The sequence below is a fragment of the Arcicella sp. LKC2W genome (assembly GCF_034931005.1).
Classification (GTDB): domain Bacteria; phylum Bacteroidota; class Bacteroidia; order Cytophagales; family Spirosomataceae; genus Arcicella.
On sequence record NZ_JAYGIN010000003.1, the window covers coordinates 95347 to 122119 of the forward strand.

General features: G+C 35.8%; 26 protein-coding genes. 13 read left to right on the forward strand and 13 right to left on the reverse strand.

The features are described 5' to 3' along the window. Position 1: 1 nt before the first annotated feature. From VB796_RS03390 to VB796_RS03425, 8 genes are all read right to left on the reverse strand, one after another. Entirely contained in the window at positions 2 to 340 is a 339-nt protein-coding gene (locus tag VB796_RS03390; protein ID WP_323345100.1) for a helix-turn-helix transcriptional regulator, read from the reverse strand. A gap of 171 nt (positions 341 to 511) precedes the next feature. Next, complete coding sequence (locus VB796_RS03395; protein ID WP_323345101.1) at positions 512 to 760, reverse strand: acyl carrier protein; 249 nt, start codon at positions 758 to 760, stop codon at positions 512 to 514. 170 nt (positions 761 to 930) lie between these two features. Then, complete coding sequence (locus tag VB796_RS03400; RefSeq protein ID WP_323345102.1) at positions 931 to 3981, reverse strand: efflux RND transporter permease subunit; 3051 nt, start codon at positions 3979 to 3981, stop codon at positions 931 to 933. A 21-nt stretch (positions 3982 to 4002) separates the two neighbouring features. Then, positions 4003 to 5043 carry an efflux RND transporter periplasmic adaptor subunit gene (locus VB796_RS03405; protein WP_323345103.1) on the reverse strand — a complete coding sequence of 347 codons (1041 nt, stop codon included), beginning with the start codon at positions 5041 to 5043 and terminating at the stop codon, positions 4003 to 4005. 205 nt (positions 5044 to 5248) lie between these two features. Then, entirely contained in the window at positions 5249 to 6592 is a 1344-nt protein-coding gene (locus VB796_RS03410; protein ID WP_323345104.1) for a TolC family protein, read from the reverse strand. 165 nt (positions 6593 to 6757) lie between these two features. Next, complete coding sequence (locus VB796_RS03415; protein WP_323345105.1) at positions 6758 to 7198, reverse strand: PaaI family thioesterase; 441 nt, start codon at positions 7196 to 7198, stop codon at positions 6758 to 6760. Next, a complete protein-coding gene (locus tag VB796_RS03420) occupies positions 7191 to 7805 on the reverse strand; it encodes a TetR/AcrR family transcriptional regulator (protein ID WP_323345106.1) in 615 nt (204 codons plus the stop codon). The genes VB796_RS03415 and VB796_RS03420 overlap by 8 nt, the downstream gene beginning before the upstream one ends. Before the next feature lie 44 nt (positions 7806 to 7849). Continuing rightward, positions 7850 to 8272 carry a DUF2147 domain-containing protein gene (locus tag VB796_RS03425; protein WP_323345107.1) on the reverse strand — a complete coding sequence of 141 codons (423 nt, stop codon included), beginning with the start codon at positions 8270 to 8272 and terminating at the stop codon, positions 7850 to 7852. A gap of 361 nt (positions 8273 to 8633) precedes the next feature. On the opposite strand from VB796_RS03425, the gene VB796_RS03430 reads away from it, so the two are divergent. Both VB796_RS03430 and VB796_RS03435 read left to right on the forward strand, forming a co-directional pair. Continuing rightward, positions 8634 to 9395 carry a phosphosulfolactate synthase gene (locus VB796_RS03430; RefSeq protein WP_323345108.1) on the forward strand — a complete coding sequence of 254 codons (762 nt, stop codon included), beginning with the start codon at positions 8634 to 8636 and terminating at the stop codon, positions 9393 to 9395. A 282-nt stretch (positions 9396 to 9677) separates the two neighbouring features. Beyond that, a complete protein-coding gene (locus VB796_RS03435; protein WP_323345109.1) occupies positions 9678 to 10319 on the forward strand; it encodes a VTT domain-containing protein in 642 nt (213 codons plus the stop codon). A 208-nt stretch (positions 10320 to 10527) separates the two neighbouring features. On the opposite strand, the gene VB796_RS03440 is transcribed toward VB796_RS03435, so the two are convergent. Together VB796_RS03440 and VB796_RS03445 are read right to left on the reverse strand one after the other, a co-directional pair. Then, complete coding sequence (locus tag VB796_RS03440; protein ID WP_323345110.1) at positions 10528 to 11343, reverse strand: phytanoyl-CoA dioxygenase family protein; 816 nt, start codon at positions 11341 to 11343, stop codon at positions 10528 to 10530. 531 nt (positions 11344 to 11874) lie between these two features. Then, positions 11875 to 12591 carry a phosphatase PAP2-related protein gene (locus VB796_RS03445; protein WP_323345111.1) on the reverse strand — a complete coding sequence of 239 codons (717 nt, stop codon included), beginning with the start codon at positions 12589 to 12591 and terminating at the stop codon, positions 11875 to 11877. Positions 12592 to 12720: 129 nt separating this feature from the next. On the opposite strand from VB796_RS03445, the gene msrA reads away from it, so the two are divergent. From msrA to VB796_RS03465, 4 genes are all read left to right on the forward strand, one after another. Further along, positions 12721 to 13386 carry a peptide-methionine (S)-S-oxide reductase MsrA gene (gene msrA, locus VB796_RS03450; RefSeq protein ID WP_323345112.1) on the forward strand — a complete coding sequence of 222 codons (666 nt, stop codon included), beginning with the start codon at positions 12721 to 12723 and terminating at the stop codon, positions 13384 to 13386. Between the two features lie 245 nt (positions 13387 to 13631). Then, complete coding sequence (locus VB796_RS03455) at positions 13632 to 14186, forward strand: sigma-70 family RNA polymerase sigma factor (protein WP_323345113.1); 555 nt, start codon at positions 13632 to 13634, stop codon at positions 14184 to 14186. 54 nt (positions 14187 to 14240) lie between these two features. After that, positions 14241 to 14897 carry a peroxiredoxin-like family protein gene (locus VB796_RS03460; protein WP_323345114.1) on the forward strand — a complete coding sequence of 219 codons (657 nt, stop codon included), beginning with the start codon at positions 14241 to 14243 and terminating at the stop codon, positions 14895 to 14897. Positions 14898 to 15080: 183 nt separating this feature from the next. Further along, complete coding sequence (locus VB796_RS03465; protein WP_323345115.1) at positions 15081 to 17216, forward strand: protein-disulfide reductase DsbD family protein; 2136 nt, start codon at positions 15081 to 15083, stop codon at positions 17214 to 17216. 153 nt (positions 17217 to 17369) lie between these two features. Here the strand turns inward: VB796_RS03465 and VB796_RS03470 are convergent, their stop codons facing one another. Beyond that, positions 17370 to 17480 carry a T9SS type A sorting domain-containing protein gene (locus VB796_RS03470; RefSeq protein WP_323345116.1) on the reverse strand — a complete coding sequence of 37 codons (111 nt, stop codon included), beginning with the start codon at positions 17478 to 17480 and terminating at the stop codon, positions 17370 to 17372. A gap of 57 nt (positions 17481 to 17537) precedes the next feature. On the opposite strand from VB796_RS03470, the gene VB796_RS03475 reads away from it, so the two are divergent. Both VB796_RS03475 and VB796_RS03480 read left to right on the forward strand, forming a co-directional pair. Next, complete coding sequence (locus VB796_RS03475; RefSeq protein ID WP_323345117.1) at positions 17538 to 18374, forward strand: TdeIII family type II restriction endonuclease; 837 nt, start codon at positions 17538 to 17540, stop codon at positions 18372 to 18374. A gap of 7 nt (positions 18375 to 18381) precedes the next feature. Further along, on the forward strand, positions 18382 to 19938 hold the full coding sequence (locus VB796_RS03480) for a DNA (cytosine-5-)-methyltransferase (protein ID WP_323345118.1): 1557 nt from the start codon (positions 18382 to 18384) through the stop codon (positions 19936 to 19938). A gap of 172 nt (positions 19939 to 20110) precedes the next feature. Here VB796_RS03480 and VB796_RS03485 read toward each other — a convergent pair whose 3' ends face one another. Further along, positions 20111 to 22519: an alpha-ketoacid dehydrogenase subunit alpha/beta gene (locus tag VB796_RS03485; protein WP_323345119.1), complete on the reverse strand. Its 2409-nt coding sequence runs from the start codon at positions 22517 to 22519 to the stop codon at positions 20111 to 20113. Positions 22520 to 22932: 413 nt separating this feature from the next. Between VB796_RS03485 and VB796_RS03490 the strand changes: the two genes are divergently transcribed. The 5 genes from VB796_RS03490 (at position 22933) to VB796_RS03510 (ending at position 26491) form a co-directional block, all read left to right on the forward strand. Next, positions 22933 to 23421 (forward strand): DUF1573 domain-containing protein, encoded by a 489-nt coding sequence (locus tag VB796_RS03490; protein WP_323345120.1) that lies wholly within the window; start codon positions 22933 to 22935, stop codon positions 23419 to 23421. A 184-nt stretch (positions 23422 to 23605) separates the two neighbouring features. Continuing rightward, positions 23606 to 24157, forward strand: coding sequence for a fasciclin domain-containing protein (locus VB796_RS03495; RefSeq protein ID WP_323345121.1), 552 nt, complete (start codon positions 23606 to 23608; stop codon positions 24155 to 24157). A 437-nt stretch (positions 24158 to 24594) separates the two neighbouring features. Further along, entirely contained in the window at positions 24595 to 25188 is a 594-nt protein-coding gene (locus VB796_RS03500) for an RNA polymerase sigma factor (RefSeq protein WP_323345122.1), read from the forward strand. Next, positions 25185 to 26036 carry an anti-sigma factor gene (locus tag VB796_RS03505; protein WP_323345123.1) on the forward strand — a complete coding sequence of 284 codons (852 nt, stop codon included), beginning with the start codon at positions 25185 to 25187 and terminating at the stop codon, positions 26034 to 26036. The genes VB796_RS03500 and VB796_RS03505 overlap by 4 nt, the downstream gene beginning before the upstream one ends. Before the next feature lie 164 nt (positions 26037 to 26200). Next, complete coding sequence (locus tag VB796_RS03510) at positions 26201 to 26491, forward strand: hypothetical protein (RefSeq protein WP_109744605.1); 291 nt, start codon at positions 26201 to 26203, stop codon at positions 26489 to 26491. A 94-nt stretch (positions 26492 to 26585) separates the two neighbouring features. Here VB796_RS03510 and VB796_RS03515 read toward each other — a convergent pair. Next, the coding region (locus VB796_RS03515) for a hypothetical protein (RefSeq protein WP_323345124.1) at positions 26586 to 26773 on the reverse strand (188 nt) is incomplete at its 5' end.

Below are 26773 nucleotides of genomic sequence, written 5' to 3' on the forward strand. Positions count from 1 at the left end.
TTTAAAACTCCAAAACCCCTTGTACAGTGTTTTTAGAGCGAATGTATTTGATTTTTTCTTCGGCAACTCTAAGCACTTGCTCAGAGATGGGTTCTTGAGCTAATTGATACGCCACACGGTCGGAGAGGAATGCTAAACGTAATTCTTCAGTGTTCAACCCGAAGAGTTCCGCTAATTTTTCGATGTGTTCACGGTTCGGATGACGGAGATTTTTCTCCATCTTCGAGAGTGTGCTGGTATCCACATCCAAAACCGCCGCTACTTTTCGCAAAGGCAGGTTTTTCTCCTCACGGCAATGTCGTATCAATTCCCCAAAAGTTTCATGCTGTATTATTTGCATTGTTGGAGTGTTTGGAAATATTATTTTGGACTAATTTTGTCAAAAATAAATAAAGGTATATTCACACGCAAATTTTTGAGCAAATATTTAGATTTTGGGGATATAACCCACACAAAAAAAGGCTTAGACAATCTGTCTAAGCCTTGAACCCTCTACCACTAAAATGTATTCTTATGCTTCTACGGCTATCAAATTGGCTTCTATCAATTCTGATAGTTGTCTGATAGTTTGAACTTTATCTATTTCGTTGTCTGGCAAAGTGATGCCATAGGTATTTTCTAAATAAACTACTACCTCTAAAAATTCCAATGAGTTCATTCCCAAGTCTGCGTAGAAACGTTTTTGGGGTGCGATTAATCTCGGATTAATATAAAAATTCCGTGATAAAAATTGAGTCAAAGTGCTTGTATTGAATTTCATTGTGCTGAGGAGTTTAATGTTTTTGACGATATTTCTTTATTAAACGAGTATTATTAAAATTTAGTGCCATTAAAACGGTAATTTTTTACTGCAATGAATAAATATGCCTCAAACAGATATTAGAAAACGAAAATTAAGAATATTTAACTTTTCTAAGATTCAGTTAATTCCTAATGCCTGTTTATTGTTGGGGGCAAAAGTTTATACATTACGGGTGTAACCAATCTGGCTAACAAAGTTGAACTGGTTATACCGCCAATTAACACAATGGCTAAGGGCGAATACAAATCTGAGTATTCTATTACCAAAGGAATTAATCCTCCGATGGCTGTAAATGAAGTTAACAAAATTGGAACGAAACGAATTTCTCCTGCTTGATGGATGGCTTCGTCGAGTTCCATGCCTTCTTCACGTAATTGATTGGTAAAATCTACGAGTAGGAGGGAGTTTTTAATCTCTATTCCTATCAGTGCAATAAAACCGATGACTGAGGTAAAGCCAAGTGTTTCGCCTGCAATGAGGAGTCCTAAAATTGCTCCAACAATTCCCAAAGGAATCACAGAAAGTACGATGAGGGTCGATTTGAAATTGCCAAACTCAAGAATCAAAATGGCTATCATACCGAAGACAGTTATCAAGATGATTACCCCTATGCCTCCAAAAGATTTTTCTGCATTTTCTGCTTCGCCCGCTACTTTGTACGAAAATCCCTTCGGAAATTTAAACGCATTTAACTTTTTAATGACTTCTTGATTGACTTGTGAGGTATTGAAACCCGATTTCAAGAAAGCCGCAACGGTTACATATCGTTCTTTATTGTAATGTCTGATTTGGGTAGGCGAGGTTTCAAACTTAATTTCAACCAATTGTTTTAACGGAATTGCCGTTCCCAAAACATTATTGACGTACAAATTAGAAAATACACTAAAATCTTGTTTTATATTGCTTCGTGGTATTGAAACATTTATATTATAATCATCGGTTTGTCCATCTTCTCTGAAAGTTCCTACATTTAAACCCGCAATTCCCAAACGAACCATACGGTCAATATCAGAAGTATTTACGCCTAAAAGACCTGCTTTTTCTTTGTTGACAATTACTCTAAAATCGGTTGGTTGTACTTTGAGTGGGTTATCAATGTAAATTGTACCAGTTTGGTTCGCTAATATTTTTTCAATTTGTCCTGCCACAATTCTTAAACTATCCAGATTATCCCCGAAGATTCTGTATGCTAAAGGGGCTTCTAATGGAGGACCTTGTTCAAAGTCTTTTACCTCGATTTTAGCATTTGGATAATTGAGCAATCTCCCCCTGAGTTGGTCGATAATATCCTTTTTCTCTTGTGTTTCCATGTCTTCCAAGAGAACAAATAGTTGAGCAAAATTTTCAGTCTCAGGAGCTCCAATTACGTTGTAATAAACTCGTGGATTACTTCTTCCGATATTTGACGCAATGTTTTTGATTTCGGGTACTTTCTTTAATTCTTCTTCTGCAAAACGGACAACTTTATCGGTTGTTTGCAAATTTGTTCCTACGGGCGTACTGATGTTCACAAGAAACATTGGTTTTTCGGAAGTAGGGAAAAGTGAGAATCCTAAAAAGAGTTTTGCGATAAACATTACGCCGAAAAATACGCCCAAAGCTACTGTTAAAGTTGTTTTTGGATGTTTTAAGCACCAGTCCATTAAACGTCCATAAGTGGCTGAAATTAGTTTTTTCAAAGCTCTTAAAATAAAATTCCCTTCTGGATTTTCATGGTTTTTTAAGATAACACTTGATAAAAATGGAACGATGGTCAATGCCACAACCATTGAAGCCAAAACCGTAACGCTTACTGCCATTGGCAAACTTCTAATGAATTTTCCTGCGGCTTCGGGTAAATTGGCAACGGGCAAAAAGGCAAAAATCAAAAGTACAGTACAACCAATTACCGCCAAACTGATTTGTTTAGTAGCATCAATCGCAGCTTGTTTGCGTGGTATGCCCATGCGTAGGAAACGCTCAATGTTTTCCACAACTACAATGGAGTCATCTACTAAAATTCCTAATGCCACAATCATTCCTACGATTGAAAGTTGATTAATGGTAAAGCCTAAAATGTATAAAAGTGAAAGTCCGATGGCTAATGAAAGCGGTATGGAAATCATCACTACCAAACTTGCTCGTGAACCCAATGGTAGTAACGTAATGAGAACCAGCAAGATAGCAATTCCGAAATCTTTAGCAAAACGAGCTAAACGCTTTTGAACGGATTCGGCTTGGTCAAAAACTTTTACCAAATCCACAGATGGAGGAAGTGTCTTTTTGAATTCTTCAACCACAGGGTCGGCTTGTGACCGAACTTTGATGATATTTTGCCCAAATTTCTGACAAGCCGTTACAAATACGCTTCGATGTCCGTTCAAACGGGTTTTGTGCGTTTCGTCTTCGTAGTCGTATTTTACTTCTGCAATGTCTTTCAGATTGACAATTTTTGTACCGTTGGTAAAAACAATTGTATTTTTGATTTCATCAAGATTTTTATAATTACCAGAAGTTTTGACGTTAAATTTTTTGGTAGCAAGATTGACCGAACCGCCTGGAATATTGACACTTTCGGACTGAATTGCTCCCAAAACTCGATTTAGCGGAATTTTATCTTGGGCTAATTTGTCTAAATTGAGTTCTACCGAAATTTTACGTTTAGGAAATCCCCATGATTTGATATTTTTCAGAGCAGGTACTTTTTCTAAACGATTTTCTAAATCATCGGCGTATTTTTCTAATTTATTGTACGGTAAATTTTCCGAAACTAAAGCAAATTGATAAATATTTACGCCATCGGGTTGGTAGCGTTCGATACGAATATCCAGAATGTCAGCGGGTAATTCCTTCCGCACGGCGTTCATTTCACGCACAATTTCCTGATATTTTTCCTCTGGGTCAGACGAAAAATCATACTCAACTTGGAAGACTGCCGCACCGTCCACGATGGTACTTCTCACCCTGTCCATGTTGTCTAATTCATTGAGCCTTTTCTCAACAACATCCGCCACGAGTTCTTCTACGTCTTTGGGTGAGGCACCTGGATAAATGACGGTAACGCCAAATTGGGGCGAAGCAAATTCGGGGTCTTCGCCACGTGGCATATTAAACAAGGAGAAAATACCAATAGATAATATGCCCAAAAACACGACGAGCGTGAATTGATAGTTTTTTACTGAGAATTCAGAGATTTTCATAATGATTTTTGAAAACAATTTTTATTTTACCACCTTCACTTTGCTACCTTCAACCAAATACGCTGAACCATCTGTTATTATTTGTGAAACTCCTGATAATCCACTCATAATGAAGGCTTTGGTGTTATCTACACCAGCTAATTGAACGATTAGTTTTCGGGCTTTCCCATTTTCAACAACATATACAGAGGCTTCGTCTCCATTACCTTCCACGAGGGCTTCAATCGGAATTGTTGTATGTTTTTGAATAACTGAGGGCATAATTTGAGCATTACCGAAAAGACCAGTTGCCATTTTTTTGCCTTGTGTATTCAATTTCAATTCAGCTTGATACAAACCCGAACTTAGGTCTGCCCCTTGTGAAAGATTGGAGACTGTGGCGGTAAAAATTTGTTCAGGAAAAGCGTCTAATTTTACGGTGGCACGGTCACCCATACGTAAGCGTGTCCAGTCTTTATCCGCCACACCTACCTTGATAACCCAGTCGTTAGCACCCGAAGCATTCATGAAAAATACGGATGTGCCTGGCCCTGCTAATTCGCCTTCATTCATCAATTTCTTGACAATCACGCCATTATTAGAAGCATAAATTTTGGAATACCCTTGGTTGTAGGAAGCAATCTCAAGCGATTGCTTCGCTACGCTTAGGGCGGTGGTTAGGTTTTGTACTTGCTCTAAAGTGGCTACCGAATCACGGTAAAGGTTGGTAACTCGTTTTAAGTCACGTTCTGCTTTTTGCACACTTTCGCTGGCTTGTTGCACCTGAGCGTTGATTTCTGTAAGATTTAAGGTTGCCAATAATTGACCTTTTTTAACGTTTTGTCCTTCTTTTACAAAGATTTTCTCAATGATTCCACCCGTTTTGAAAGAAAGATGAGCTTCTTGTAATGACCCAACTAACCCCGAAGTTTTGATGGCTTCGGTTGAGTTGGCGTGTGATACATCTACCAATTTCACGGCAATGATATCGTCTTCAACTAAAGCTTTTTTGACTTCCTTTTTCTTTCCACAACTTGCTAATAGTGAAAGAATTAGGAATAATGGTATGAATATTTTTTTCATGTTTAAAGTATTTTATGATTGAAAAATATTGGCTATTGGCACGCAGATGACGCAGATGCCTGCGGCAACGCAGATTTTCACAGATTTTTAAAAATTGACACTTATTTATTCGATTAAACATTTCATTGAATTTTCAGAATAAAAATCTGCGAAAATCTGCGTTACGAAGTATCTGCGTTATCTGCGTGCCATCACGATTGTATATTTATAATTGAAAACTCGCCTTCGCACGCTCCAATTCTACCCATTTTGTCCAGACATCAAACAGAGAAATGGATTGTTGTAATTGAGCCGTTGTTATTTGGGTTTGGGCATCCAACAACTCAATAAAGTTCAAATTTCCTTCCTTGTATCTTCGCATCATATCACGATAATATCTTTCTGATGTTGAAACCTGCGATGCTTTCGATTCATAAATTTCTTTGGCTGAATTCAAGGAGTTTTTTGCCATTTCTGCTTGTAAATCTAACTGGTTTCTCACTTGTTGCATTTGAGCATCTAATGAGGCGATTTCCATTTCAGACTGTTTGATTTTCAGTTGATTACGTCCAAAAGAATATACAGGTAAGTCAAATGAAACTCCTAATAAAACGAAAGCATTGGGCGAAATGAAGTTTTTGTCAGCACCAGCAATTTGGGCAAAACGTCCTTGCGAACCTACGTCTAAAGATGCTCCGATTTTCCATTTTTTATATGACTGATTAAGTCCCAAAATCTGGCGGTTAATTTCAATACCTGTCTTGATTTTGTCTAATTCTTCTCGATGACCGTCGGCTAAGTCAAATTTTAAGCCTTCTTTTCCCAAACTATCAAGGGTTATTTTCTCCGAAAAATCACGATTGAGTAGAAAATTAAAATAAGCAGCCGCATTTTTTTGATTTCCTCTGGCAGCATCAATCTCGGCATCGAATTTTGAAATTTCGTTGCGAGTACGTACTAAAACCGTTGGATTTGCCGAGCCGTTTTTGATAAGACTTTCATTTACTCTTTCAGATTCTCGTAAAAGTTTAAGCGTGTTTTGGTAGATTTTAAGAGCCTCCGTAGCTTTCAGATAATTGATATACGCCAATTTTATATCTTTTACTAATTCACGCTTATAGACTTGAATTTCAGTTTGTTGTAAAGAGATTTGCTCATTTTTTATCGCTTGATTATACTTCAATTCAGCGTTGAGCAGTGGCATTGTTGTCTTTACACGCATATCATAAAAATCTTTCGGAACTAATTGCTCTGAGGTATTTTGAATTTGCGGAAAAGCATTGGTTTGTGTCAAAGCATTGAGCGTTGTGTAAACTGGATTTACCAAGTCTCCGACTGGAATTTCAATTTTTCGACCACCTTGTGCTGTTGAAAGTGTAGTATTAAAATTGATATTTGGCTTAAATAATGTTTTTGCTTCATTTAGAGCAAAAACAGCTTTTTGTAACTGAAAACTTTGTTGCTTTAAGGTTTGACTATTTTTTAAACCCTCTTGAACATAATTGTTTAGGATGTCGGATTGCCCAAAACTCCCAAACCCCATTAATAGAAAAATCAATATCTTTTTCATAAACATAAATTAATTACTGAACAGTGTTTAGTGTTAGGGTATTTTTTTAGGTATGAGTTATTTGGTAGTAGGTATGGGGTAGAAGTTATGAGGTAAAAATTTGCAAAAGCACAATTTCTTGACCTAATAACTACTACCTACTATCTACGACCTAATATCTCATACCTACTTAATTACGTTGCTTGTTGCTACCAAATTGGTAGTGCATTTGGCAATAATTTGCCCTGTTTCGTTGCGGATTTCACCTTCAGCATGAGCAATTTTTTTGCCCATTCTTACAATGTTAGATTTTACCGTTAGTTTTTCATTTGGCTTTGCCGCAAACAAAAAATCAACACTCAAATTGACCGTTGAATAGAAAATTTGGCTTCCCATTGAGAAAACAGTCATACCAATTACATCATCTAAAATGCTCGTGGCAACGCCTCCGTGAAGTATATGAGCAGGATTACACATATCTGTACGCACGATAAACTCTACCGTTAGGGAACCTTCTTCCACGATAGTCAACGTTCCATTTAACCAACGTCCAAAAGGAGAAGGGCTAACTTCTGAGGCACTTTTGCCAATATTATTTTTGAAAAACTCTAAAGCTGGATTATTCATTTTTTAATAATTGTATCATTTGGTCAACCGAATTTCTCATTAATTCATCTACATCACCTTCTCCAAATTTTTGAAAACGATTTCTAATTTTCAGGGAGACTAATCCGTGCATGAATGACCAAATAGACATGGCTGCGATGTGTAAGTCGGTGATTCTGATAGCATTAGTGTCAATACATCTTTGGATAGTTTCAAACAATAACATAAAGCATTGATGCCCGCAAGCCCAAATGTCAGATTCTTTGATGCTTTCCATCGGAGCATTTTGAATAAACATCAAATCGTACATTTCGGGGTTTTGAAAGGCAAATTTCATATAAGCAAAACCTCTGGTACGCAACTCTTCAATTGGGTCAGTGATGCCTTCAATAGCGTTTGTCATTTCAAGAATTAACTTTTCAAAACCTGTTTCATGGACAGCGAAGAAAAGCTCATTTTTGTCTTTAAAATACAAATATATCGTTGCAGGACTATACTCAATGCGGTCAGCAATGGCACGAATTGAAGCCTTCTCGAAGCCCTCTTCGATAAAAATTTGTTGGGCGGTTTCCAGAATTTTCAACCGCATTTCTTGTTTGTCCCTTTCTTTTCTTTCTATTATACCCATCTGATACTATTTGAGAAAATATTCTCTCAAATTTTCATTAAAAATTACTTAACTTTTGTCCAAACCGTGGTTCGACCCAAAAGGGAAATGCCTATAAATCCTCTGATTTCGAGTTCGTTAGCACTTTTTATTTTCATTGTACAAGAATATGTTTTACCATTGTTTGGGTCATAGATTGTACCATTTTCCCAAGATTTTCCAGTAAAATCAAAGCCCTTTAATATCACAGAACCCACAATGTTTTGCTCTCTTAGTTTAGCATCAGGGTTATGCGTGTCTTTTTTTGACCCATCTTTCCCAGAGCTAACTTTCCCAAAATATTTTTCTCCTTGTTTATAGATTAATACTTTTCCATCTTTACTTTCTGCCAACCATTCTCCTAAAATGGCATCTTTACTAACAGACTGAGCATGACCTACATGAGCGTATGCAAGTGCAAGAATTAATAACGCAAATAGTTTTTTCATAATTGAGATTATTTAATTAAAACGTTGTAAATTTACTGAACAGTGTTTAGTTGAACAACTTTTGAAGGTTTTTTTTTATAATTCTAAGAAAAGTTATTTTTACAAAAGCAGTAAGTGCCTGATTGATAGTTGATTAAATAGTTGTGGTATTAAATTAACACAAACTGCCCATAGAATAGGTTGTGGAATAAAAAGGTTATAAGTAATTTTACATTCTATTATCTGTTATCAGGCATAAATTATACGTTGATAGATACATAATTATTTCTACCTAATGTGTTAATTGATAGAGATTTTAGATGTTCATCAACAAATATATTAAATAACCGATAACTGACAACCAATAAAGATAACGAAGAATATGAATTATCCACTTAACCAAATACCCGAGAGACCATCAAAGCCACGCCAAAAAGGATATACTATGGTGATGGATAAAGGATTAAGTATCAGACAAGTAGAGGACTTTTTAGAAACCAGTGCCGAATATACTGACATTGTAAAATTAGGCTGGGCAACTTCTTTTGTTACGCCCAACTTGAAAGAGAAATTGGCAGTTTACAAGTCAGCAGGGATTCCTGTATATTTTGGAGGTACGCTATTTGAAGCCTTTATCGTAAGAAATCAGTTTGATGAATATCGCCGTGTTTTAGACCAATTCGGTATGGAATACGCAGAAGTTTCAGATGGTTCTTTGGAAATGGAACAAGATGATAAGTGTGAGTATATCAGGACTTTAGCTAAACAAGTGACAGTTCTTTCAGAGGTTGGGTCAAAAGATGAAACCAAAATTATTCCTCCTTATAAGTGGATTAAATTAATGAAAGTTGAATTAGAAGCTGGAGCTTGGAAGGTAATCGGTGAAGCTCGTGAGGGTGGAAACGTTGGTCTTTTCCGTGCATCGGGCGAAGTTCGTCAGGGTTTGGTAGAAGAAATTTTAACTGAAATTCCAGAAGATAAAATTATTTGGGAAGCTCCACAAAAAGCACAACAAGTATGGTTTGTGAAATTGGTAGGTGCTAACGTAAACGTTGGAAATATCGCTCCGCACGAAGTTATCTCTTTAGAAACCATTCGTTTAGGTTTAAGAGGCGATACTTTTTCTCATTTCTTAGATAAATAAAAAAACAGTGAACAGTCGGGCGGCGAACCGCTATCAGTCAACAGTTATCAGAAGGTGGTGTAATCATAATTTCTGATAACTGTTTTTTCTTGTCATTATCTAACTAAGTAATTGATAGTGAGTAATTGACAATTAAGACACTGAATAAACAGTTAATTGCAATAAATGAAACCGTTGATTTTTTATAGCGATTGCTTATGATGAAGAAGTTCTGATAATTGTTTACTGATAACTGATAATTGTTTACTGATAACTAATAATTGTTAACTGATAACTGAAAAAATGGAAATTATTAATTTCGTCTTACAACTTTTAAAAGACCCTTTAGCCGCACTTTCGCAATTTATTGCAGAGCATGGCACTTTAACTTATGCACTTCTTTTCTTAATCGTTTTTGTAGAGACTGGGCTTATCGTGATGCCTCTTCTTCCTGGAGATTCACTTTTATTTGCCGTAGGTGTTTTGGCATCAACTACGGGGAAAATTGAACTCACTTTTGTTATTCCTTTATTAATTGCTGCGGCTTTATTGGGAGACAATGTGAATTATTTTGTAGGGAAATTCTTCAGTGATTTTATAAAATCGAAAGAGAAAATATTATTCTTGAAACGTAGCCATATCGAAGAAACAGAAGCATTTTATGAAAAACACGGTGGGCAAGCGGTTATTATGGCTCGTTTTGTGCCAATCGTGAGAACTGTTGCTCCTTTTGTGGCTGGTGCTGGTAGCATGACTTATTCAAAATATATTACTTTTTGTATTCTCGGAGCAATTTTGTGGGTAACTGGTATTACTTCTTTAGGATATTTTTTGGGTACTAACGACTGGGTAAAGCATAACTTTGAAAAAGTAGTTTTAGGCATTGTAGCCGTTTCTGTTTTACCAATGATTATTGGTTTTGCTAAAGCGAAATTTAGTAAGTAAGTTTTATTTAGAGAATAAATTTTCAGAGAATAGAGTTTAGATAACAGATTATAGAGTGTAATTCGATTTCAATATTTATAATCTGAACATTTTTTCTTAATCCTTATAACATAAAAAAGGCTTCAAAATTTAATTTTGAAGCCTTTTTTATCTAAACTCTATTCTCTAAACTCTATTCTCTGTTATCTAAACTCTATTCTCTAATAACCTATTTCTGAACAACTTTTGCAAATCTGTGATAGAAAGGCGTTTTGCTGTTTTCGTTTTTCGGCATGAATTTACCCGTGATAATAGGTACATACATTACACGACGACGAGATTTTTCTCCCATGTTTGGAGAAACCTCAACACGGTGCCATAAACGTCCATCATGAACAGTTAAATCACCTGCATCAATTTCAAAACCAACCTCACGAGCATCGGCACTGTGGTCAACGAATTGTTTTTTACCAAACAATAATTTGAATACACTCTGGTTTTGTGTTCCTGGTAATACTCTTAAGCCACCGTTTGATGTTGGGCAAGTATCCAAGTGAATACCAACGTTTAACATCGGAAGGATTTTTTGTCCCAAGAACAAATCACGTGGGCTGTCTGTGTGCCATCCCATTTGTGTAAACTTGCTATTTGGCGAGTTTACGTAGTGATTGAAAACTAAGCCATCTTTTTCGTCTTCGCTGATGCGTCCGTCGTAAGGTGCTAATAATTCAACCAATAATTGTAAGCGTGGGTCTTTCAAAAATTCACCTAAAAAGGTACTATACTTGTTAGTAAAGCACATTCTTTGAATCATTTTATTACCCTGTGGGTCTTTCCCAAATTTTAAGGGAATTCCGTTTATTTTTTCAATGCCCTCATCCAACCATTTCTTTTCGATTTTACTTAACTCGTCAATAAATGTTTTTATGGTATCGGCGTTGATGAAATTTTTGAATTGAATTACTCCGTACTGACGGAAATAATCTTTTTGCTCTTGCGTTAGAGCCTCTCCGAATTGGAAGGTTTTGTACTCGAACTTTACCATGTGTTTACCCTTAATTTAAAGTGGTTTACAAGAACTTTTTAGATTTGAAAACCTGTGATTTTTTGACTATTTGAAAATGATAATATTCGGGAAGCGAATGGTCGCATTTTCAAATTAAATAATTTTCAAATTGACAAACTTCTCGCTACAAAAACTAATCTTATATCTGTGAAATTAGCCTTGTAAAAAATTGTACAAAAGGAAGTTTTACTATTTTTAGACTTCTTCGATAAACTTAGTTGGGCAGAACTAAATTTACTTTCTTAACAAAATCAAAAAACAGTGTTTAAGTTTTTGATAAAACGATGCAAATTAATGCAATGTAATTGAATTGTAATTTATTTGTTAGAAAATTGTTAATTAATCTTGAAAAGTTTATGCGATTTTCCGTTTTTTTACAATGCCTAAATTCTTGTGTTTTTACATCATTTCATGAACTCGACAAAATTACTCAGGATTTGTATAAACTTGTTCTTTCATTAACATAAAATAAGACCTTTCGTCATATTTGTACTTAAATAATGTTGAAGTTTATTTTGCTCCTAAAATAAATACAGTCTGCAAAACAACATAAAACCCAAACATGATAGCACAAGTTAACTGCCATTTCTTATCAACGATTTGACGAGCAATTAGGTATGAAAGATAGGTGAAAAAGAATGCTCCCAATACATCAATGGTATAATGAACGTGTTGAATTAATAATAAAAATGCTAATATAAAAGTTGCAATAGCTGCAATTAATTTTTCATAAGGTTTTTCGACAAAAAGCCAAATCATGACCATTGTAGAAGTATGCCCCGAAAAGAATAAATCTTTGGTGATGGGTTCTGAATCTCCATAAATCAATAACTCCGCAAAGGTGTCATGAAGGATTACTAAATCTTGGTGAGGATTGAGTGGTACTAAATAAATGGTCGTCATTCGGAAAACCGTTTCGATGACGAAAGTTAGGGCAAAAAGTAAAAAAAGTTGTGGATGTTTTAGAATGCGTAGAAGCATATAAATTAATAATCCATAAATAATAGCAAAAATTGGTGTAGAAACATCAACGGCTGGAATGTTTGTTAAGATATAATCGTTAAGTACAGTACCTTGACGTTGTTGGATATTTCTAAAATATGTTGGGAACTGCAATGCCCCCGACACAAAGACTGCAATGGCTGTGAGTAATTTTGGGGTGAATCCAGAATAGGATAAAGAATCATTCCAACGTTGTAAAGCGGTTGGTATATAACTTTTTGACATATTTTGTGGTTTTGTGTTAGGTGTGGTTGAATGAATTGTGAATCCTTTATTCCGATAAATCACTAATTCATAATTCACTCAATCACAAATAGACAGCAAAATTACATCAACTTTTAAATGTTATCAACAATGAAGACAAAAATTAATGCACTAATTCTTGGAATAATTACATTGTTTACAAGTGTTTCGTGTGGTCAAAAGACTGAAAATCAGAAAATTAAGAATAAAATGAACGAAGAAAAAGTCAATCTTACAGGTACTGAAATGGTTACTTTTGGTGCTGGATGTTTTTGGTGTACCGAAGCCGTTTTCCAAGAAGTTTCGGGCGTTGTTAAAGTAGAATCTGGATACGCTAATGGTACGGTCGCCAATCCAACATATAGAGAAGTTTGTACAGGAAATACGGGTCATGCTGAGGTTGTACAGGTAACTTACGACCCTAAAAAAGTGTCATTTGATACTATTTTGGAGATTTTTTGGAAAACCCATGACCCCACAACGCTAAACCGTCAGGGTGGAGATGAAGGAACGCAATATCGTTCTGGTGTTTATTATTCTAACGAAGCCCAAAAAACATCGGCTGAAGCTTGGAAAGCAAAATTAAATGCTGAACACGTTTTCCCTAATCCGATTGTTACAGAAATTTTACCGTTGAAAAATTATTACCCTGCTGAAGATTATCACCAAGATTATTATGCCTTAAACGGTCATAATCCTTATTGTCAGGTAGTTATTCGTCCAAAATTAGAGAAATTGAATAAAGTGTTTAAAGAGAAATTGAAGAAAGATATTTAAGAAACGGAACTACAATGGGTTTGCTACAAGACAATAGATAGCCCACAGAGTGAACGGGTTATACTGATTATTCTTTATTTTATCTGACTGTGCGTCACAGACTGTGTGTCCCAGTGTAAATCTGTAAAATCTGTTCAATCTGTGGTCTAAATTTGTCTGCGACAAATAGTTTAAAGTTCCGTTAATAAATAAGGGTGATATTTTGAAATGATTGGTATTAAAGCCAAATCATTCAATTTAAAATCATGTTTACAGAAGAAAACGACATATTGTTGAAAATAAGAAAAGAGGAAAATGCAGCTTTTGATTTGCTGTATAAATTCTATTTTCCATCAATTGCTTACTATATTCAACATAATTCAGGCAATACGGCAGATGCAGAAGATGTATTTCAAGAAGCAATCATTGTTTTGCTTCAAAAATCGAAAGAGCCACATTTTATGCTTACGGCTTCTTTGAAGACATATTTGTTTGCCATTGCTAAAAACATTTGGTTGAAAAAGTTAAGAACCAACCATTTGGTATATCAAGCAAGTATTGAAGATTTGGAGGAATGCGATTTTTGTGAATTGGAGGATTTTGAAGAGAGGATTTCTTTGGGAGAGAAAATTTCAGCATTGATGTTCCGATTGTCAGTAAGTTGTCAACGAATATTAAGATTGTCATTTTGGTTTGGCGATTCCATAGAAACAATAATGGAAAAGGTAGGCTATAAAAATAAACATTCAGCCAGTAGTCAGAAAAATAAATGTTTAGATAAAATGCGTGAACTTTCGGAAGAAAACCTATCATTAAAGTGATATTTTGAAGAACCTGATATTAATGTTTGTAAATAAATTTTAAAATATTAAATCATGGAAAACACAAAGAAAATTACTCGCAAATCACAGACATTAAGAAAAACGCTTTTTGCTATTTTAGGTGGAATAGGCTTACTTTTTGGTTATTTGTTTATTGAAGCAAATGCCAATGTTCCGACAAAATTGGAAGTTAATCAATCAATACCTGATTTTACAGCGACAGACGTTACTGGAAAAACAGTTAGTAATACCACTTTAAAAGGGAAAAAAGCCATTGTTGTTTTTGAACGCTTTGTGGGCTGTCCTGTTTGTAATGCTCATGTGCATCAACTCATGCAGGAATACAAAAAAATGAAAGAAAAAGGAATTGAATTGATAGTAATTTATGAATCATCAAATGAAAACTTGATGAAATATGCGACTACCGAAGAAATTCCGTTTACACTTATCGCCGACCCCAATGGAACATTGTATGATACTTTTGGTGTTACAAAATCAATGGCAAAAGTGCTAAAAGGGTTTGTATTTAAGGGAGGAAAAACCGCTGCCAATGAAGGCGAAAAGGCTTACAGGGGGAAGTATGAAATGGATGGCTCAAAGAGTAGATTAACGGCAGAGTTTTTGATAAATACTGATGGAACAATTGCCAATGCTCATTATGCACAATATTTGAATGATAATTTGTCGATGGAAGTGATTAAAAACTTCTGATAAAGCTCCCATTTCCTTCAATCTGCGTCAGATGTTTGCAAAATTGGACTACTTATTTTGTAAACCTTTTAAATACAGTAACATATTATTAAATTTGTAACTAATACTTTACATTAGTGTTTTACGTTTACTTTTACGGAAATCGGACTAACCATTGATTATTTCCTTACAACCCATCTTCAAATGAAAAAGATATTTTTTAGTTTCATTACCCTTCTAATTTTCTCAATAGGTGTCAATGCTCAGAAAGTTACACCCGCAAAATGGTCATGGGCATTTTCAAAACCAAATCCTGCCGTTGGTGAAACTGTTGATATTATTTTTACCCTAAAAATGAACAAATCTTGGCATCACTACGCTTCTGATTTTAGTCCGAGTGTTGGTCCAATTGTTTCAACGATTAAATTAAAAACTAATGATTCTTTTGAGGCTGTTGGTGGTTTAAAATCAATTAAGTCGATAAAAAAACACGACGATATTTTTGACGGAGATGTTGCTTATTTTGAAGGAAAAGGCGAAATGCGTCAGTCAGTTAAGATTTTAAAGGAAAATCCAGTCATTGAAGGAACGTATGACGGGCAGGTTTGTTCGGACGTAACAGGGCAGTGTGTCCCCGTAAAAGGAGCTTTTAAAGTAGAAGCAAAATCAGGTGCGACAACAGACGCATCTGCAAAAAAAAAAACTGAAGACGAATTAAAAGTTGAAGCCGATAAGGTTTCGACAGACAATACAGAACCAACTCAACAGGAGGAGAAAATTGTTCCAACCACTGCGGTAACTGAAAATGTTGCTGATAGTGCAAAGGAATCAGTTTCTGCTCCTGTTGCTGTTTCAGACACATCCGTATCAGTTTCAGCGACTGAATCTACCGAAGAAAAACCCGAAGAAGAATCAATTTTAACCTTTTTCTTGATTGCTTTGGGCGTTGGTTTAGCCACTTGTTTGACTCCCTGCGTATATCCATTAATTCCGATGACGGTTAGTTTTTTCATCAAACAAAAAAATGGCGTTGGAAAAGCATTCCTTTACGGAGCTTCAATTATTGGAATTTATGTTTTGTTTGGAACGGTAATCGCTGGAACTTTAGGACAAGCCGCTCCCAATTTTATCAGTACACACTGGATTCCAAATTTATTGTTTTTTGCAATTTTTATCATTTTTGGCTTATCATTTTTGGGTTTATTTGAAATTCAATTACCCTCAAATTTTGTCAATAATGTAGATGCACAGTCAGACAGAGGCGGTTTCATCGGTATTTTCTTCATGGCATTTACCTTGGCTTTGGTGTCGTTTTCATGTACAGGACCATTTGTGGGAACATTATTAGGTTTAGGAGCATCGGGTAAATTTGTAAAACCAATTATCGGAATGTTCGGCTTTGGTTTGGGTTTAGCTTCGCCGTTTGTATTGTTAGCCTTATCGCCTTCATTGTTAAAGAAAATCCCGAAATCAGGTGGTTGGATGAATACCATTAAAGTGTTTTTCGGTTTCTTAGAATTAGCTTTAGCTCTTAAATTTTTCAGTACCGTTGACCAAACTTACCACTGGAGAATTTTAGACAGAGAAATTTTCTTGGCGATTTGGATTGCTACATTTACTTTGATGGGTTTACATTTATTGGGTAAATTCTTGATGCCACACGACGATAAAGTAGAGAAATTGAGCGTTGGTAGATTAGTGGTTGCTTTGTCGGTATTCTCATTTGTGGTTTATTTAATTCCAGGGTTATTTGGAGCTCCATTGAAAGCCCTTTCTGGACTTTTACCTCCAACTGAAACGCAAGATTTTGTGTTGACCAGAAGTTCAGGAGAAGTAGCTGAAAGTTCAAATCCAGATTTTCCTAAAACGATAAAATATAGTTCATTTTTGAAATTGCCACACGGAATTCAAGGTTTCTTTGACTATAAAGATGCCGTAGCGTATGCTCAGAAAGTGAATAAGCCGATTTTTATTGATTTCACGGGACACGGTTGTGTGAATTGTAGAAAAATGGAAGCCAGCGTGTGGTCTGACCCAGAAGTGTTGAAGCGACTCAAAAATGATTACGTTGTGGTTGCGTTATACGTAGATGATAAAACGGAATTGCCAAAGAGTGAGTGGTTTACGTCAAAAGATGATGGTTTAGAAAAAACAACCCTCGGCGACCAAAACCTTGATTTTGAAATTACGCATTTCAACGCCAATGCACAACCTTATTATTGTTTGGTGAATCCAAATGTTTACCCAAAGCCGATGCTTTTACCCCGTGCTTTTGACCAAGATATTAAGAAATTCATTGAGTTTTTAGATGCGGGTAAAGCAAAGTTTGAAGGGAAGTAGGGTTTAGGTTTTGTCATTAGTGGTTAGGTTTTAGTTGTTTGAACGCTACTAAAATCTAACCACTAATTGTTTTAAATGTGTCTTCAAAAAATGAGTCCAGAATTTAGAGGAGGCATTCCCGTTTCCCCATTTTCTAATAACTAATCACTACACTTAAAACTTCACCACTTTCCGAGTTACTGATTTTTCACCTGCTTTGAGTTTTAAGAAATATGTTCCTGCTTTCAAAGTTGAAAAGTCAATTATTGCCTCATGCGACTGCATACTTGGGCATCATCAATCTTTTGCTTAACTTTATTAAGTTTCAACAAAATCAACACCATGAATAAACAAGAGAGAGTGGCATTGGCTATTAAAGGGGTAGTATCAAAAATGATGGATAGAGTAATGGAAAACGTTTTAGTAAACGACCCGTTTGTCAAAGAAAAACACCATGCAAGCAAGCCACTTTACGCCGCATTAGTTCCTGATGAAATATTTAAAGGGTCACATTTTGAAAGACGTTTTGTAACTCCTTTTGGTGGTGTATGGGAAAAGTTAGCCCAAGTGGTAGCCATTGAAGCACATGGGAGTTGCTCTATGGGACATACCATAATTGGAAATGTTGGAGCGGAAAGTTTGAGGCGAATACAAGAAGTTTTGAATAAATTGGAGCATAATGTCAAAGGGAAAGACAAGGCTAAACCAGATTGGAAAACTGAGCTTGAATATATAAAACAAGGTGGTGGTGAGCCTATTTCTGTGAGTGTGACCTGCGATATTTTTATTCATAATGAAATGACTGATGTTAGGTATGCTTTTGAACTAAAAGCACCTTTACCAAATAGTGACCAAACAAAAGTTAGTAAAGAAAAAATGTTCAAATTGCTTGCAATGAACCCTCCACAAGTGGATTATGCCTTTTATGCCTTAGCTTACAATCCTTATGGAAGAAAAGAAGACTATAAATGGGGTTTTCCTCTAAGATGGTTTAATATGCAGAAAGATGAATCTGTCTTGATAGGAGACGAATTTTGGGAATTGATAGGAGGAAAAGGAACTTACAGTAACTTTATTAAAGAAGTGAATTTTCTTGGAAAAGAATACAGAGAACGTATTTACAGAGAATTTTTACAAATAGAACCACCTGTAAATTTTGAAGATAATTTACTCAAATAACAACGATATGAATAATAATAGCCGATTTACTTTTATTGACCTTTTTTCAGGAATTGGTGGATTTAAAATGGCTTTGAGTAATCTTGGAGGGCATTGTGTGAATTTTAGTGAAATAAATAAAGATGCCATTAACACCTATTGCATAAATTTTGATGAAGATTCTGAGAATAATTTAGGTGATATTACAAAGGTTAAAGAGTTACCTAAGCATGATTTATTGACGGGTGGAGTTCCTTGTCAGAGTTGGTCAATTGCAGGGAAGAATCTTGGTTTTGATGATGATAGAGGACAACTCTGGAATGATACTATTTATCTATTGAACCAATCTAAACCCAAAGCATTTATTTTTGAAAATGTGAAGGGGTTGATTGACCCAAGAAATAAAGAAGCACTTTCTTATATTTTGAAGCGTATCGAAGAAGCAGGTTATTTTGCAAATTATTATTTAATTAATTCTTATGATTACGGCGTTCCTCAGAATAGAATGAGAATTTATATCATAGGTTTTAGATATAAAGAGTTTGCTGATAAATTTCGTTTACCAAAACCTTTAAGTAAAAAAATAAAACTAAAAGATATTCTGACAGATTTTGAGTCAAATCTCATTCTGAAAGAACACGTTTTTCAAACAAATTTATTTGGAGAAACTATCATTCCAAAGAATATGAGTTTGTCGAGTAGTAACGGACTCAATGATTATTTTTTGTTTAATGATTTACGAAATGGGCATTCTACTATTCATTCTTGGGATATTTTGGATACGACAGAAAGACAAAAAGAAATCTGTTATTTACTTTTGAAAAATAGGAGGAAAAGTAATTATGGAAGTTTAGATGGTAATCCTTTATCTATATTTCATTTTCAAGGTTTAGATAGAACAATTACACAAGATGAGTTAAATGATTTGGTAGAAATAAATATCCTAAAAGCTGAGAATTACGCTTTTATTGTTAATGATTATAATGCTCATGATTTATCAGAAGATGAAATTTTAGTATTGAATTGTAATCAAGATAATATTTTAGTGATTGATAAGTTGAAAACTAATCGAACCTTAAAAGTTAAAAATATATCTATTTCAAAAACTATAAAATTATTAGAAGAGAAGAAAATTATTAGTTGTGATGAAGTAAGATACGATTTTAAAAATACTAAAATAAGTACAGGATTATACGGAATTAACAGAGTTTTTCTACCAAGCTCTAATATTTTCCCGACTTTAGTTGCAAGTGATACCAATGATTTTGTAACATTAAAAGAAATAGAAGCTAAAAGCGAAGATGATTATAAAAAACAATTTTTAAAGGAAATCTATCAAAAAGGCGATTACAGAAGAATTACAAAAGAAGAAGCCTGTTTAATTCAAGGATTTCCCAAAGACTATATTCTGCCTGAAAATAGAGCAAGATGGATGAAATTATTGGGCAATAGTGTTTCTGTTCCAGTGATTGAAGTATTAGCAAAAGCTATTATTGATACAGGAGTTTTTGATGAAGAAAATAGTATTGCTTCATTGCCACATAAAGGGGCATTGGAAGAAATGGTTTGCGAAAATAAAGGGTAGCCACAAAATAGGCAGAAGGCAATAATTGCGTAGAGTTTTTTCATTTGTGTGGAATGTGTGTAACACAGACTTTAGTCTGTAAGTTTACAATAGTCACAGGGGACTGTAAAACTATTGAGGTATTAACTTGACTTACAGACTGAAGTCTATGTTACGTTAATCTGTGTTACTTTTAATATATCTTCGGGAAACGCTGAGGGTTAAACTCACTCATCATGGCATAGGCAGCATCAAAAACGTTTTCTGCGTTTGGTTTCGAGAAGTAATCACCGTCTGAACTATAAGCTGGTCGGTGCGGAACAGCCGCCAGACAAACGGGTTTCGAGTCTAAATAACGATAAGCATTTTGTTCGTCCAAAACGTGTTGCATCATGTACGCCGAACCACCGCCTGGCATATCTTCATCGGCAAAAATCACACGATTGGTCTTTTTGATTGATTCCACAATTTTATGCGAAATATCAAAAGGTAAAAGCGTCTGAACGTCAATCACTTCTACTGAAATATCCATTTCTTCCAATTGACGAGCCGCTTCCATCACAATTCTACACATAGAACCGTACGTTACAATCGTAATGTCACGTCCTTCTCTGATAACTTCGGGTACGCCCAAAGGCACACGCATATCGTGGAGGTTATTCGGTAATTTTTCTTTCAAACGGTAGCCATTCAAGCACTCAATTACAATCGCTGGGTCATCTGAATTTAGAAGTGTGTTGTACATTCCCGCCGCTTGGGTCATGTTGCGAGGTACGCAAAGATGTATGCCTCTCAAACCGCCCAATAAAACAGACATCGGAGAACCTGAGTGCCAAATGCCTTCCAAACGGTGTCCACGAGTACGGATGATTAAAGGGGCTTTTTGTCCACCCGCCGTGCGATATTGCAAACAAGCCAAATCGTCCGAAAGGGTTGCGAATGGATAAAGGATATAATCTAAATATTGAATTTCGATAATTGGGCGAAGTCCACGCATAGCCGCCCCAATTCCCTGACCCACAATGGTCATTTCACGGATTCCAGTGTCGGTAATTCTTAGTTCACCGTGTTTTTCCTGTAATCCCGCAAGGGTTTGATTTACGTCGCCAATTTTACCAACGTCTTCTCCCAAAATGAAAATTCTTGGGTCAATCGTAAATAAATGGTCGAAGTTTTTATTCAAAATCTCACGTCCGTCCACACTTGGAGAACTTCCATCATATTCAGGCTCAACGGCTTGGACTTTCAGCGGAGATTCGTCTGAAATACTGAATTGATGCGAATCAAAACGCTCAAAATTGAGTTCTGCCGTTTTGGCTAACCATTCACGTAATCCTTGTTTTGCGGGCGATTCTTCAAAACGTAAAGCTCTCAACACTTTTCTAACTGCCACTACATTTTCATGGTGAATAGGATTAACTGCTTTGCGTAAGTCTTCGGCAATGGCTTTTACTTCTGCTCCGTTTTGAGTTTCTGCTGCCGCTTGGTACATCAACGAAAGAGCATCTTCACGTTCTGGTTTTACAGAATCGGTATAAGCTTGCCATGCTGATTTTTGGCAACGACGAGCCTCTTTTACGGCTTCTTTATCAATTTCTTGTAGTTCTTCTTCCGTAGCAAAGCCTTCTGAAATAATCCATTCACGAAATTTTAGATTACAGTCAAAATCAAGTTCAAATTGTAATCTTTCGGTAGATTTATAACGCTCATGAGAGCCAGAAGCGGAGTGTCCTTGTTGTTGGGTAACTTCTTCAACGTGAACCAATGAAGGAATATGGAACTCACGAGCTAAAGTTGCGGCTTTTTGGTAAGTTTCCATCAAGCCCACATAATCCCATGCTTTTACGGTAAAAATTTCAAGACCTGCTCCGTCTTCGTTGCGTTGGTAGCCTGCCAATGCTTTTGAAATAGAAGATTTTGTCGTTTGGTATTCAGAAGGAACAGAAATTCCATAGCCATCGTCCCAAACAGACATCACCAACGGAATTTGTAAAACTCCTGCGGCATTGATACATTCCAAAAACATTCCTTCTGAAGTAGAAGCATCGCCAATAGTAGAGAAACAAACTTCGTTTCCATCACGAGTGAATTTTTCTGAAACGTCTTGTAAATCAGGGAGATGTCGGTAAAGTTTAGAAGCATAAGCGGCTCCAACTGCACGAGGCATTTGCCCTGCTGTTGAAGACACTCCACCGATTGAGTTATATAATTTAGTTTGGTCGAGCCATTTGCCATCTTTATCCAACCAACGAGTAGCGTGGTGGTTGTTCATGGTTCGTCCGCCCGTATGTGGGTCAAACTCAACGTCTGGATGTCCGTAGAGTTGAGAAAAATATTGCGTCCAAGTCATGTCACCAACTGCTGCCACAATGGTTTGGTCACGATAATATCCCGAAACGAAATCACCTGCTTGCATGGCACGAGCCAGTGCTATTTGGCACATTTCTTTTCCATCTCCATAAATACCGAACTTTGCTCGTCCTGCAAAAACCTCTTTTCTTACCAATAAGCTACATTCTCGACTCAAACGGGCAAGATGATAATCAGCCAAGACCGACTCTTTGCTGAATGTGAGGACTTCGGATAGTAGTGTGTTTTCCAAGGCTGAGATGGGTTAATGGTCGATAATGGGTTGATACTTGATGTTTGAAATTCGAGTATCTAACTGTCAAAAATACAAAAAATTAATTAGTACAACAAACATTGCTGTCGGGTGGTATGCTTTATATCTATTGTTAATGATTTGTTAAAGATTGGCAAAGATTTTGCAAACCTTTTCAGAGCATTTACTTTTGTTTCGTAGAATAATCGTAAAGGATAATTAAAGAGAGATAGGTCAAGTATTTAGAAGAATATTCTTTGTTTTTGATTATTGAAAAATCTTTATTTAATTCTCTAAAAATTCTAAGATATTTTTAAATTAAATTGCAATTCGTTTGTGTAAAAAGCACAAATGTCCAATTCAAGTAAATAATCAGGTATCAATAAACGTTTAACAAAAAATCAAAATTAGACATGAAAAAATTACTTTTCGTTTTCGCATTTTTGTTCGTAGCAACTTTTGCTAATGCTCAAGGAGTTATCAAATTCAAAACAGAATCTCATGATTTTGGTAAAGTTGAAGAAGGTGTACAAGCTACTTATACTTTTGAATTTACAAATACAGGTACTGCTCCAGTGGTAATTTCAAACGCACAAGCATCATGTGGTTGTACTACGCCAGATTGGACGAAAGACCCAGTAATGCCAGGTAAAACAGGTAAAGTAACGGCTTCTTTCAACTCACAAGGTCGCCCAGGTAACTTCTCTAAAACTGTAACAGTTGTAAGTAATTCAGAAAGTCCACAAATTGTATTATCAATCAAAGGAGAAGTAAATCCAAAAGGTGCAGCAGCTCCAGCAGCTGAACCAGCTCCAGCTCCAACAGTTTCTAAAACTGCTCCAGCAGCAGCTCCAGCTCCAGCAAAAGCAGTAGCTCCAGCTAAGAAAAAATCAGGAAAATAATTTCTTATACTGCCGAAAGGCAATTTTGGTTAGAAGACAAAACCCCCACAGATGGAAACATTTGTGGGGGTTTTGTTTTTTTTTCGTTCAAATAAATCCAACTACAATTGTTTACCGTAAATCTGTTTGAAAGTTTATTAAAGACATAAACAAATATTTAACAAAATATAAACATCACAAACAAATGAAAAAAGTAACATTAGCATTCGGATTAATTTTGGGAGTAGCCTCTTTTGCAACACAAGCACAAACAGTAACAGTAGGTTCAGAACCGATGTATCCTGCGAAAAATATTGTTGAAAATGCCGTGAACTCAAAAGCACATACAACGCTTGTTGCAGCCGTAAAAGCAGCAGATTTAGTAGCTACGCTTCAAACAAAAGGACCATTTACGGTTTTTGCACCAGTAAATGATGCCTTTGAAAACCTGCCAGCAGGAACGGTTGAAACATTATTGAAACCAGAAAATAAAGCAACTTTAGCAAAGGTTTTGACGTACCACGTAGTAGCAGGTAAATATGATTTTGATGCCATTTCAAAGGCAATTAAAACAGGTGGTGGAAAAGCAACATTCAAAACCGTTAGCGGTGGAACTTTAACAGCTATGATGAATGGCTCTCACAATATAGTATTGAAGGATGAAAATGGTGGAATGGCAAACATTTCTACTTATGATGTATATCAATCAAATGGTGTTATTCATGTATTAGACGCAGTTGTATTGCCTAAAATGTAAGGTATGGAGAGAAAGAAAATGTAAGATAAAGGAGCGACGTACAATAAATATTATTCATTTAGGGGAAAGGTTTTCCTTTCTTTACAAGTGGCGGCTTTCTGGCTGATTAGTATGTACTCCCCTTTATCATACATTTTACGATTCCCTCCACGCCTAATAGACAGGTGTGGTTTAATAATGGGTAATACACAAAGGGCTTCCCATTTTGAGGAAGTCCTTTGTTTCTAAATTATTCGTTATGCAAAGTGCTTTTAAACAAATACTAAATTATAATGTTCACTACTTGAATGAAAGTTTTGGACGAAAAGTTACAGAGTTTCAGAAGATTAGATATTTTACTTTGGAAACTCTCAATTATTCCCATTATCTTTATTAAGCCATCAAAAATAAGAATGCGGTAGGCATCAATACACTTCATTCTTTGATAAAATACACTCATGTCTAAACGTAAAACGATTATAGCTGAAGACGCTCTGGTGGTGTTGTTGCAAAGCAAAGACCAACGAGGGTTCTCCATCTTGTATGATAATTATTCATCGGCATTGTATGGCGTTATTTTGAAAATAGTCCGCTCAGAAGAAATAGCCGCCGATGTCATGCAAGATTCTTTTGTGAAGATTTGGAAAAATATAGATGCGTACAATCGCTCGAAAGGAACACTTTTTACGTGGATTCTGAACGTAGCAAGAAATACGGCAATTGACCGAATCCGCTCGCAAGAATTTCAAAATTCTCAACGAAATCAAGACATTGATTCAAACATAAATCTGATTGACAATCAAGAAAGCAGTCAGTTTGATGTTGATGCCATTGGCTTGAAAAAAGTAGTGGAGCATCTTCGCCCCGAACACCAACAGATGATAGAATTACTCTATTTCAAAGGTTACACACAGGCAGAAGTAGCAGATGAATTTGGAATTCCTTTGGGGACAGTGAAAACTCGTGTCAAAGCTGCAATTGTGCAGTTAAGACAATATTTTGTACAATTTGGACTTGTTTTGCTATCGGCAATTTTAGATAAATGGATATGAACACTAAGGAATATATAGAATCAGGCATTTTAGAAAGCTACGTGTTGGGTGTAGCAACTGCTGGGGAGTCAGCAGAAGTAGAACGTCTGGCACTGGAATACCCTGCAATTCGCCAAGAATTAGATGCTATTACAAACTCACTTGAAACTTATGCTTTACAATATGAAACAGAACCTCCAGCATTTTTGAAAAATAAAATCATGGAAAGTCTTTTCAACGAGCATACAATAGTTGATAATAGCAATGCAGGAAGTATTAACCAATCAGTGAGAGAGATAACAGAACCTCGTGAGGTAGTTAGTCTCAATCAAAATATACAATCGTCAGCCCCGCAGAGGTCAATATTTAAAATGGCAGCTTCGTGGGTATTATTAGCCCTAAGTATATCAGCAAATATATGGTTCTTTAAGAATTGGAAAAATTCTGAAGAAAAAGTATTAGCCCTTGAAAGTCAAAATCAAATTCTTGCAAAAGAAGGACAAACTTTGAAAGCAAGCTATCAAGAAGAAGTGGCAATATTACAAAACCCTGACGTTAAAATTATTCAGCTTTCTGGACAACCCGTTGCTCCTCAAGCAAAAGCATTAGTATATTTTGATAAAATCAAGCAAGAAGTATATCTGTCATCTTTAACTTTACCCGAAGTGCCAAAAGGCAAACAATACCAACTTTGGGCAATTGTTGACGGTAAACCTGTTGATGCAGGGATGATTGATAGTAAAGGTAATGTCTTGAAAATGAAGTCATTCTCAAATGCAGTAGCCTTTGCGATTTCATTAGAGGATACAGGAGGAAGTACCACAGAAGTTGGTCCGAAAGGAGCAGTTTACCTGATGGGAGCGGTGTAAGATTTGGTTCAATTACCCATTCTTAAACAAAAATACCTTGATGGTCAATCGAACTGTCAAGGTATTTTTTATGTTAGTGATTGTAGTGATAAAACTAATTTTTCATTCCTATTTGCCTAATCCCTAATAACTACTATATTTACTAAGAATCAAAAAGACGTAAGATGAACAAATATCAGGTAAGTGTTTTTTTTAGTATTGATGAGGATTTTATGAGTCTCGTTCCCAAACATCGTGGCGTAATTAATGAGCTGATTTTGAAGGGAGTGATTGATTCTTACGCTATTTCAGCGGAGGTTGGGCGTGGTTGGATAACCATGAATGCCAAAGATAAGCCCGATATTCACAAGCAACTCGAACGCTCACCTTTATACAAATATTTTGAGTTAGAAATCGACCAATTGATGGTTTATGATTCACAAATGTATCGTTTCCCGAAAATGGTTTTGAATTAGTTATTGGAAATTGGTTACTGGAAATTGGTTATTGGTTATTAGAAATTGGTTATTAGTTATTGGGAATTGGTTACTGGTTATTAGAAATTAGTAATTAGTTACTGGAAATTGGTGAAGGCGAAAACACGCAAACTAATTTCCAGTAACTAATCAACTGATAACCATGTCCCGTCCTGAAATAAGTTGACCAAATTTTGAACTTAAAACGTATCAAAAGATGGACAAAACCAAGAACACTGGGCAAAAATTTATTCGCTATTTCAGCGAAGAATTCAAACGGCA

Bases quoted from the DNA above. Each gene is read 5' to 3' on its own strand.
- VB796_RS03500 (WP_323345122.1), top strand. From the start codon at position 24,595: ATGTCTAAACGTAAAACGATTATAGCTGAAGACGCTCTGGTGGTGTTG.
- VB796_RS03455 (WP_323345113.1), top strand. From the start codon at position 13,632: ATGTTTACAGAAGAAAACGACATATTGTTGAAAATAAGAAAAGAGGAA.
- VB796_RS03415 (WP_323345105.1), bottom strand. From the start codon at position 7,198: ATGAATAATCCAGCTTTAGAGTTTTTCAAAAATAATATTGGCAAAAGT.
- VB796_RS03410 (WP_323345104.1), bottom strand. From the start codon at position 6,592: ATGAAAAAGATATTGATTTTTCTATTAATGGGGTTTGGGAGTTTTGGG.
- VB796_RS03465 (WP_323345115.1), top strand. From the start codon at position 15,081: ATGAAAAAGATATTTTTTAGTTTCATTACCCTTCTAATTTTCTCAATA.
- VB796_RS03470 (WP_323345116.1), bottom strand. From the start codon at position 17,480: ATGCAGTCGCATGAGGCAATAATTGACTTTTCAACTTTGAAAGCAGGA.
- VB796_RS03475 (WP_323345117.1), top strand. From the start codon at position 17,538: ATGAATAAACAAGAGAGAGTGGCATTGGCTATTAAAGGGGTAGTATCA.
- VB796_RS03435 (WP_323345109.1), top strand. From the start codon at position 9,678: ATGGAAATTATTAATTTCGTCTTACAACTTTTAAAAGACCCTTTAGCC.
- VB796_RS03425 (WP_323345107.1), bottom strand. From the start codon at position 8,272: ATGAAAAAACTATTTGCGTTATTAATTCTTGCACTTGCATACGCTCAT.
- VB796_RS03430 (WP_323345108.1), top strand. From the start codon at position 8,634: ATGAATTATCCACTTAACCAAATACCCGAGAGACCATCAAAGCCACGC.
- VB796_RS03420 (WP_323345106.1), bottom strand. From the start codon at position 7,805: ATGGGTATAATAGAAAGAAAAGAAAGGGACAAACAAGAAATGCGGTTG.
- VB796_RS03460 (WP_323345114.1), top strand. From the start codon at position 14,241: ATGGAAAACACAAAGAAAATTACTCGCAAATCACAGACATTAAGAAAA.
- VB796_RS03400 (WP_323345102.1), bottom strand. From the start codon at position 3,981: ATGAAAATCTCTGAATTCTCAGTAAAAAACTATCAATTCACGCTCGTC.
- VB796_RS03395 (WP_323345101.1), bottom strand. From the start codon at position 760: ATGAAATTCAATACAAGCACTTTGACTCAATTTTTATCACGGAATTTT.
- VB796_RS03480 (WP_323345118.1), top strand. From the start codon at position 18,382: ATGAATAATAATAGCCGATTTACTTTTATTGACCTTTTTTCAGGAATT.
- VB796_RS03490 (WP_323345120.1), top strand. From the start codon at position 22,933: ATGAAAAAATTACTTTTCGTTTTCGCATTTTTGTTCGTAGCAACTTTT.
- VB796_RS03440 (WP_323345110.1), bottom strand. From the start codon at position 11,343: ATGGTAAAGTTCGAGTACAAAACCTTCCAATTCGGAGAGGCTCTAACG.
- VB796_RS03510 (WP_109744605.1), top strand. From the start codon at position 26,201: ATGAACAAATATCAGGTAAGTGTTTTTTTTAGTATTGATGAGGATTTT.
- VB796_RS03495 (WP_323345121.1), top strand. From the start codon at position 23,606: ATGAAAAAAGTAACATTAGCATTCGGATTAATTTTGGGAGTAGCCTCT.
- VB796_RS03390 (WP_323345100.1), bottom strand. From the start codon at position 340: ATGCAAATAATACAGCATGAAACTTTTGGGGAATTGATACGACATTGC.
- VB796_RS03405 (WP_323345103.1), bottom strand. From the start codon at position 5,043: ATGAAAAAAATATTCATACCATTATTCCTAATTCTTTCACTATTAGCA.
- VB796_RS03445 (WP_323345111.1), bottom strand. From the start codon at position 12,591: ATGTCAAAAAGTTATATACCAACCGCTTTACAACGTTGGAATGATTCT.
- VB796_RS03505 (WP_323345123.1), top strand. From the start codon at position 25,185: ATGAACACTAAGGAATATATAGAATCAGGCATTTTAGAAAGCTACGTG.
- msrA (WP_323345112.1), top strand. From the start codon at position 12,721: ATGAAGACAAAAATTAATGCACTAATTCTTGGAATAATTACATTGTTT.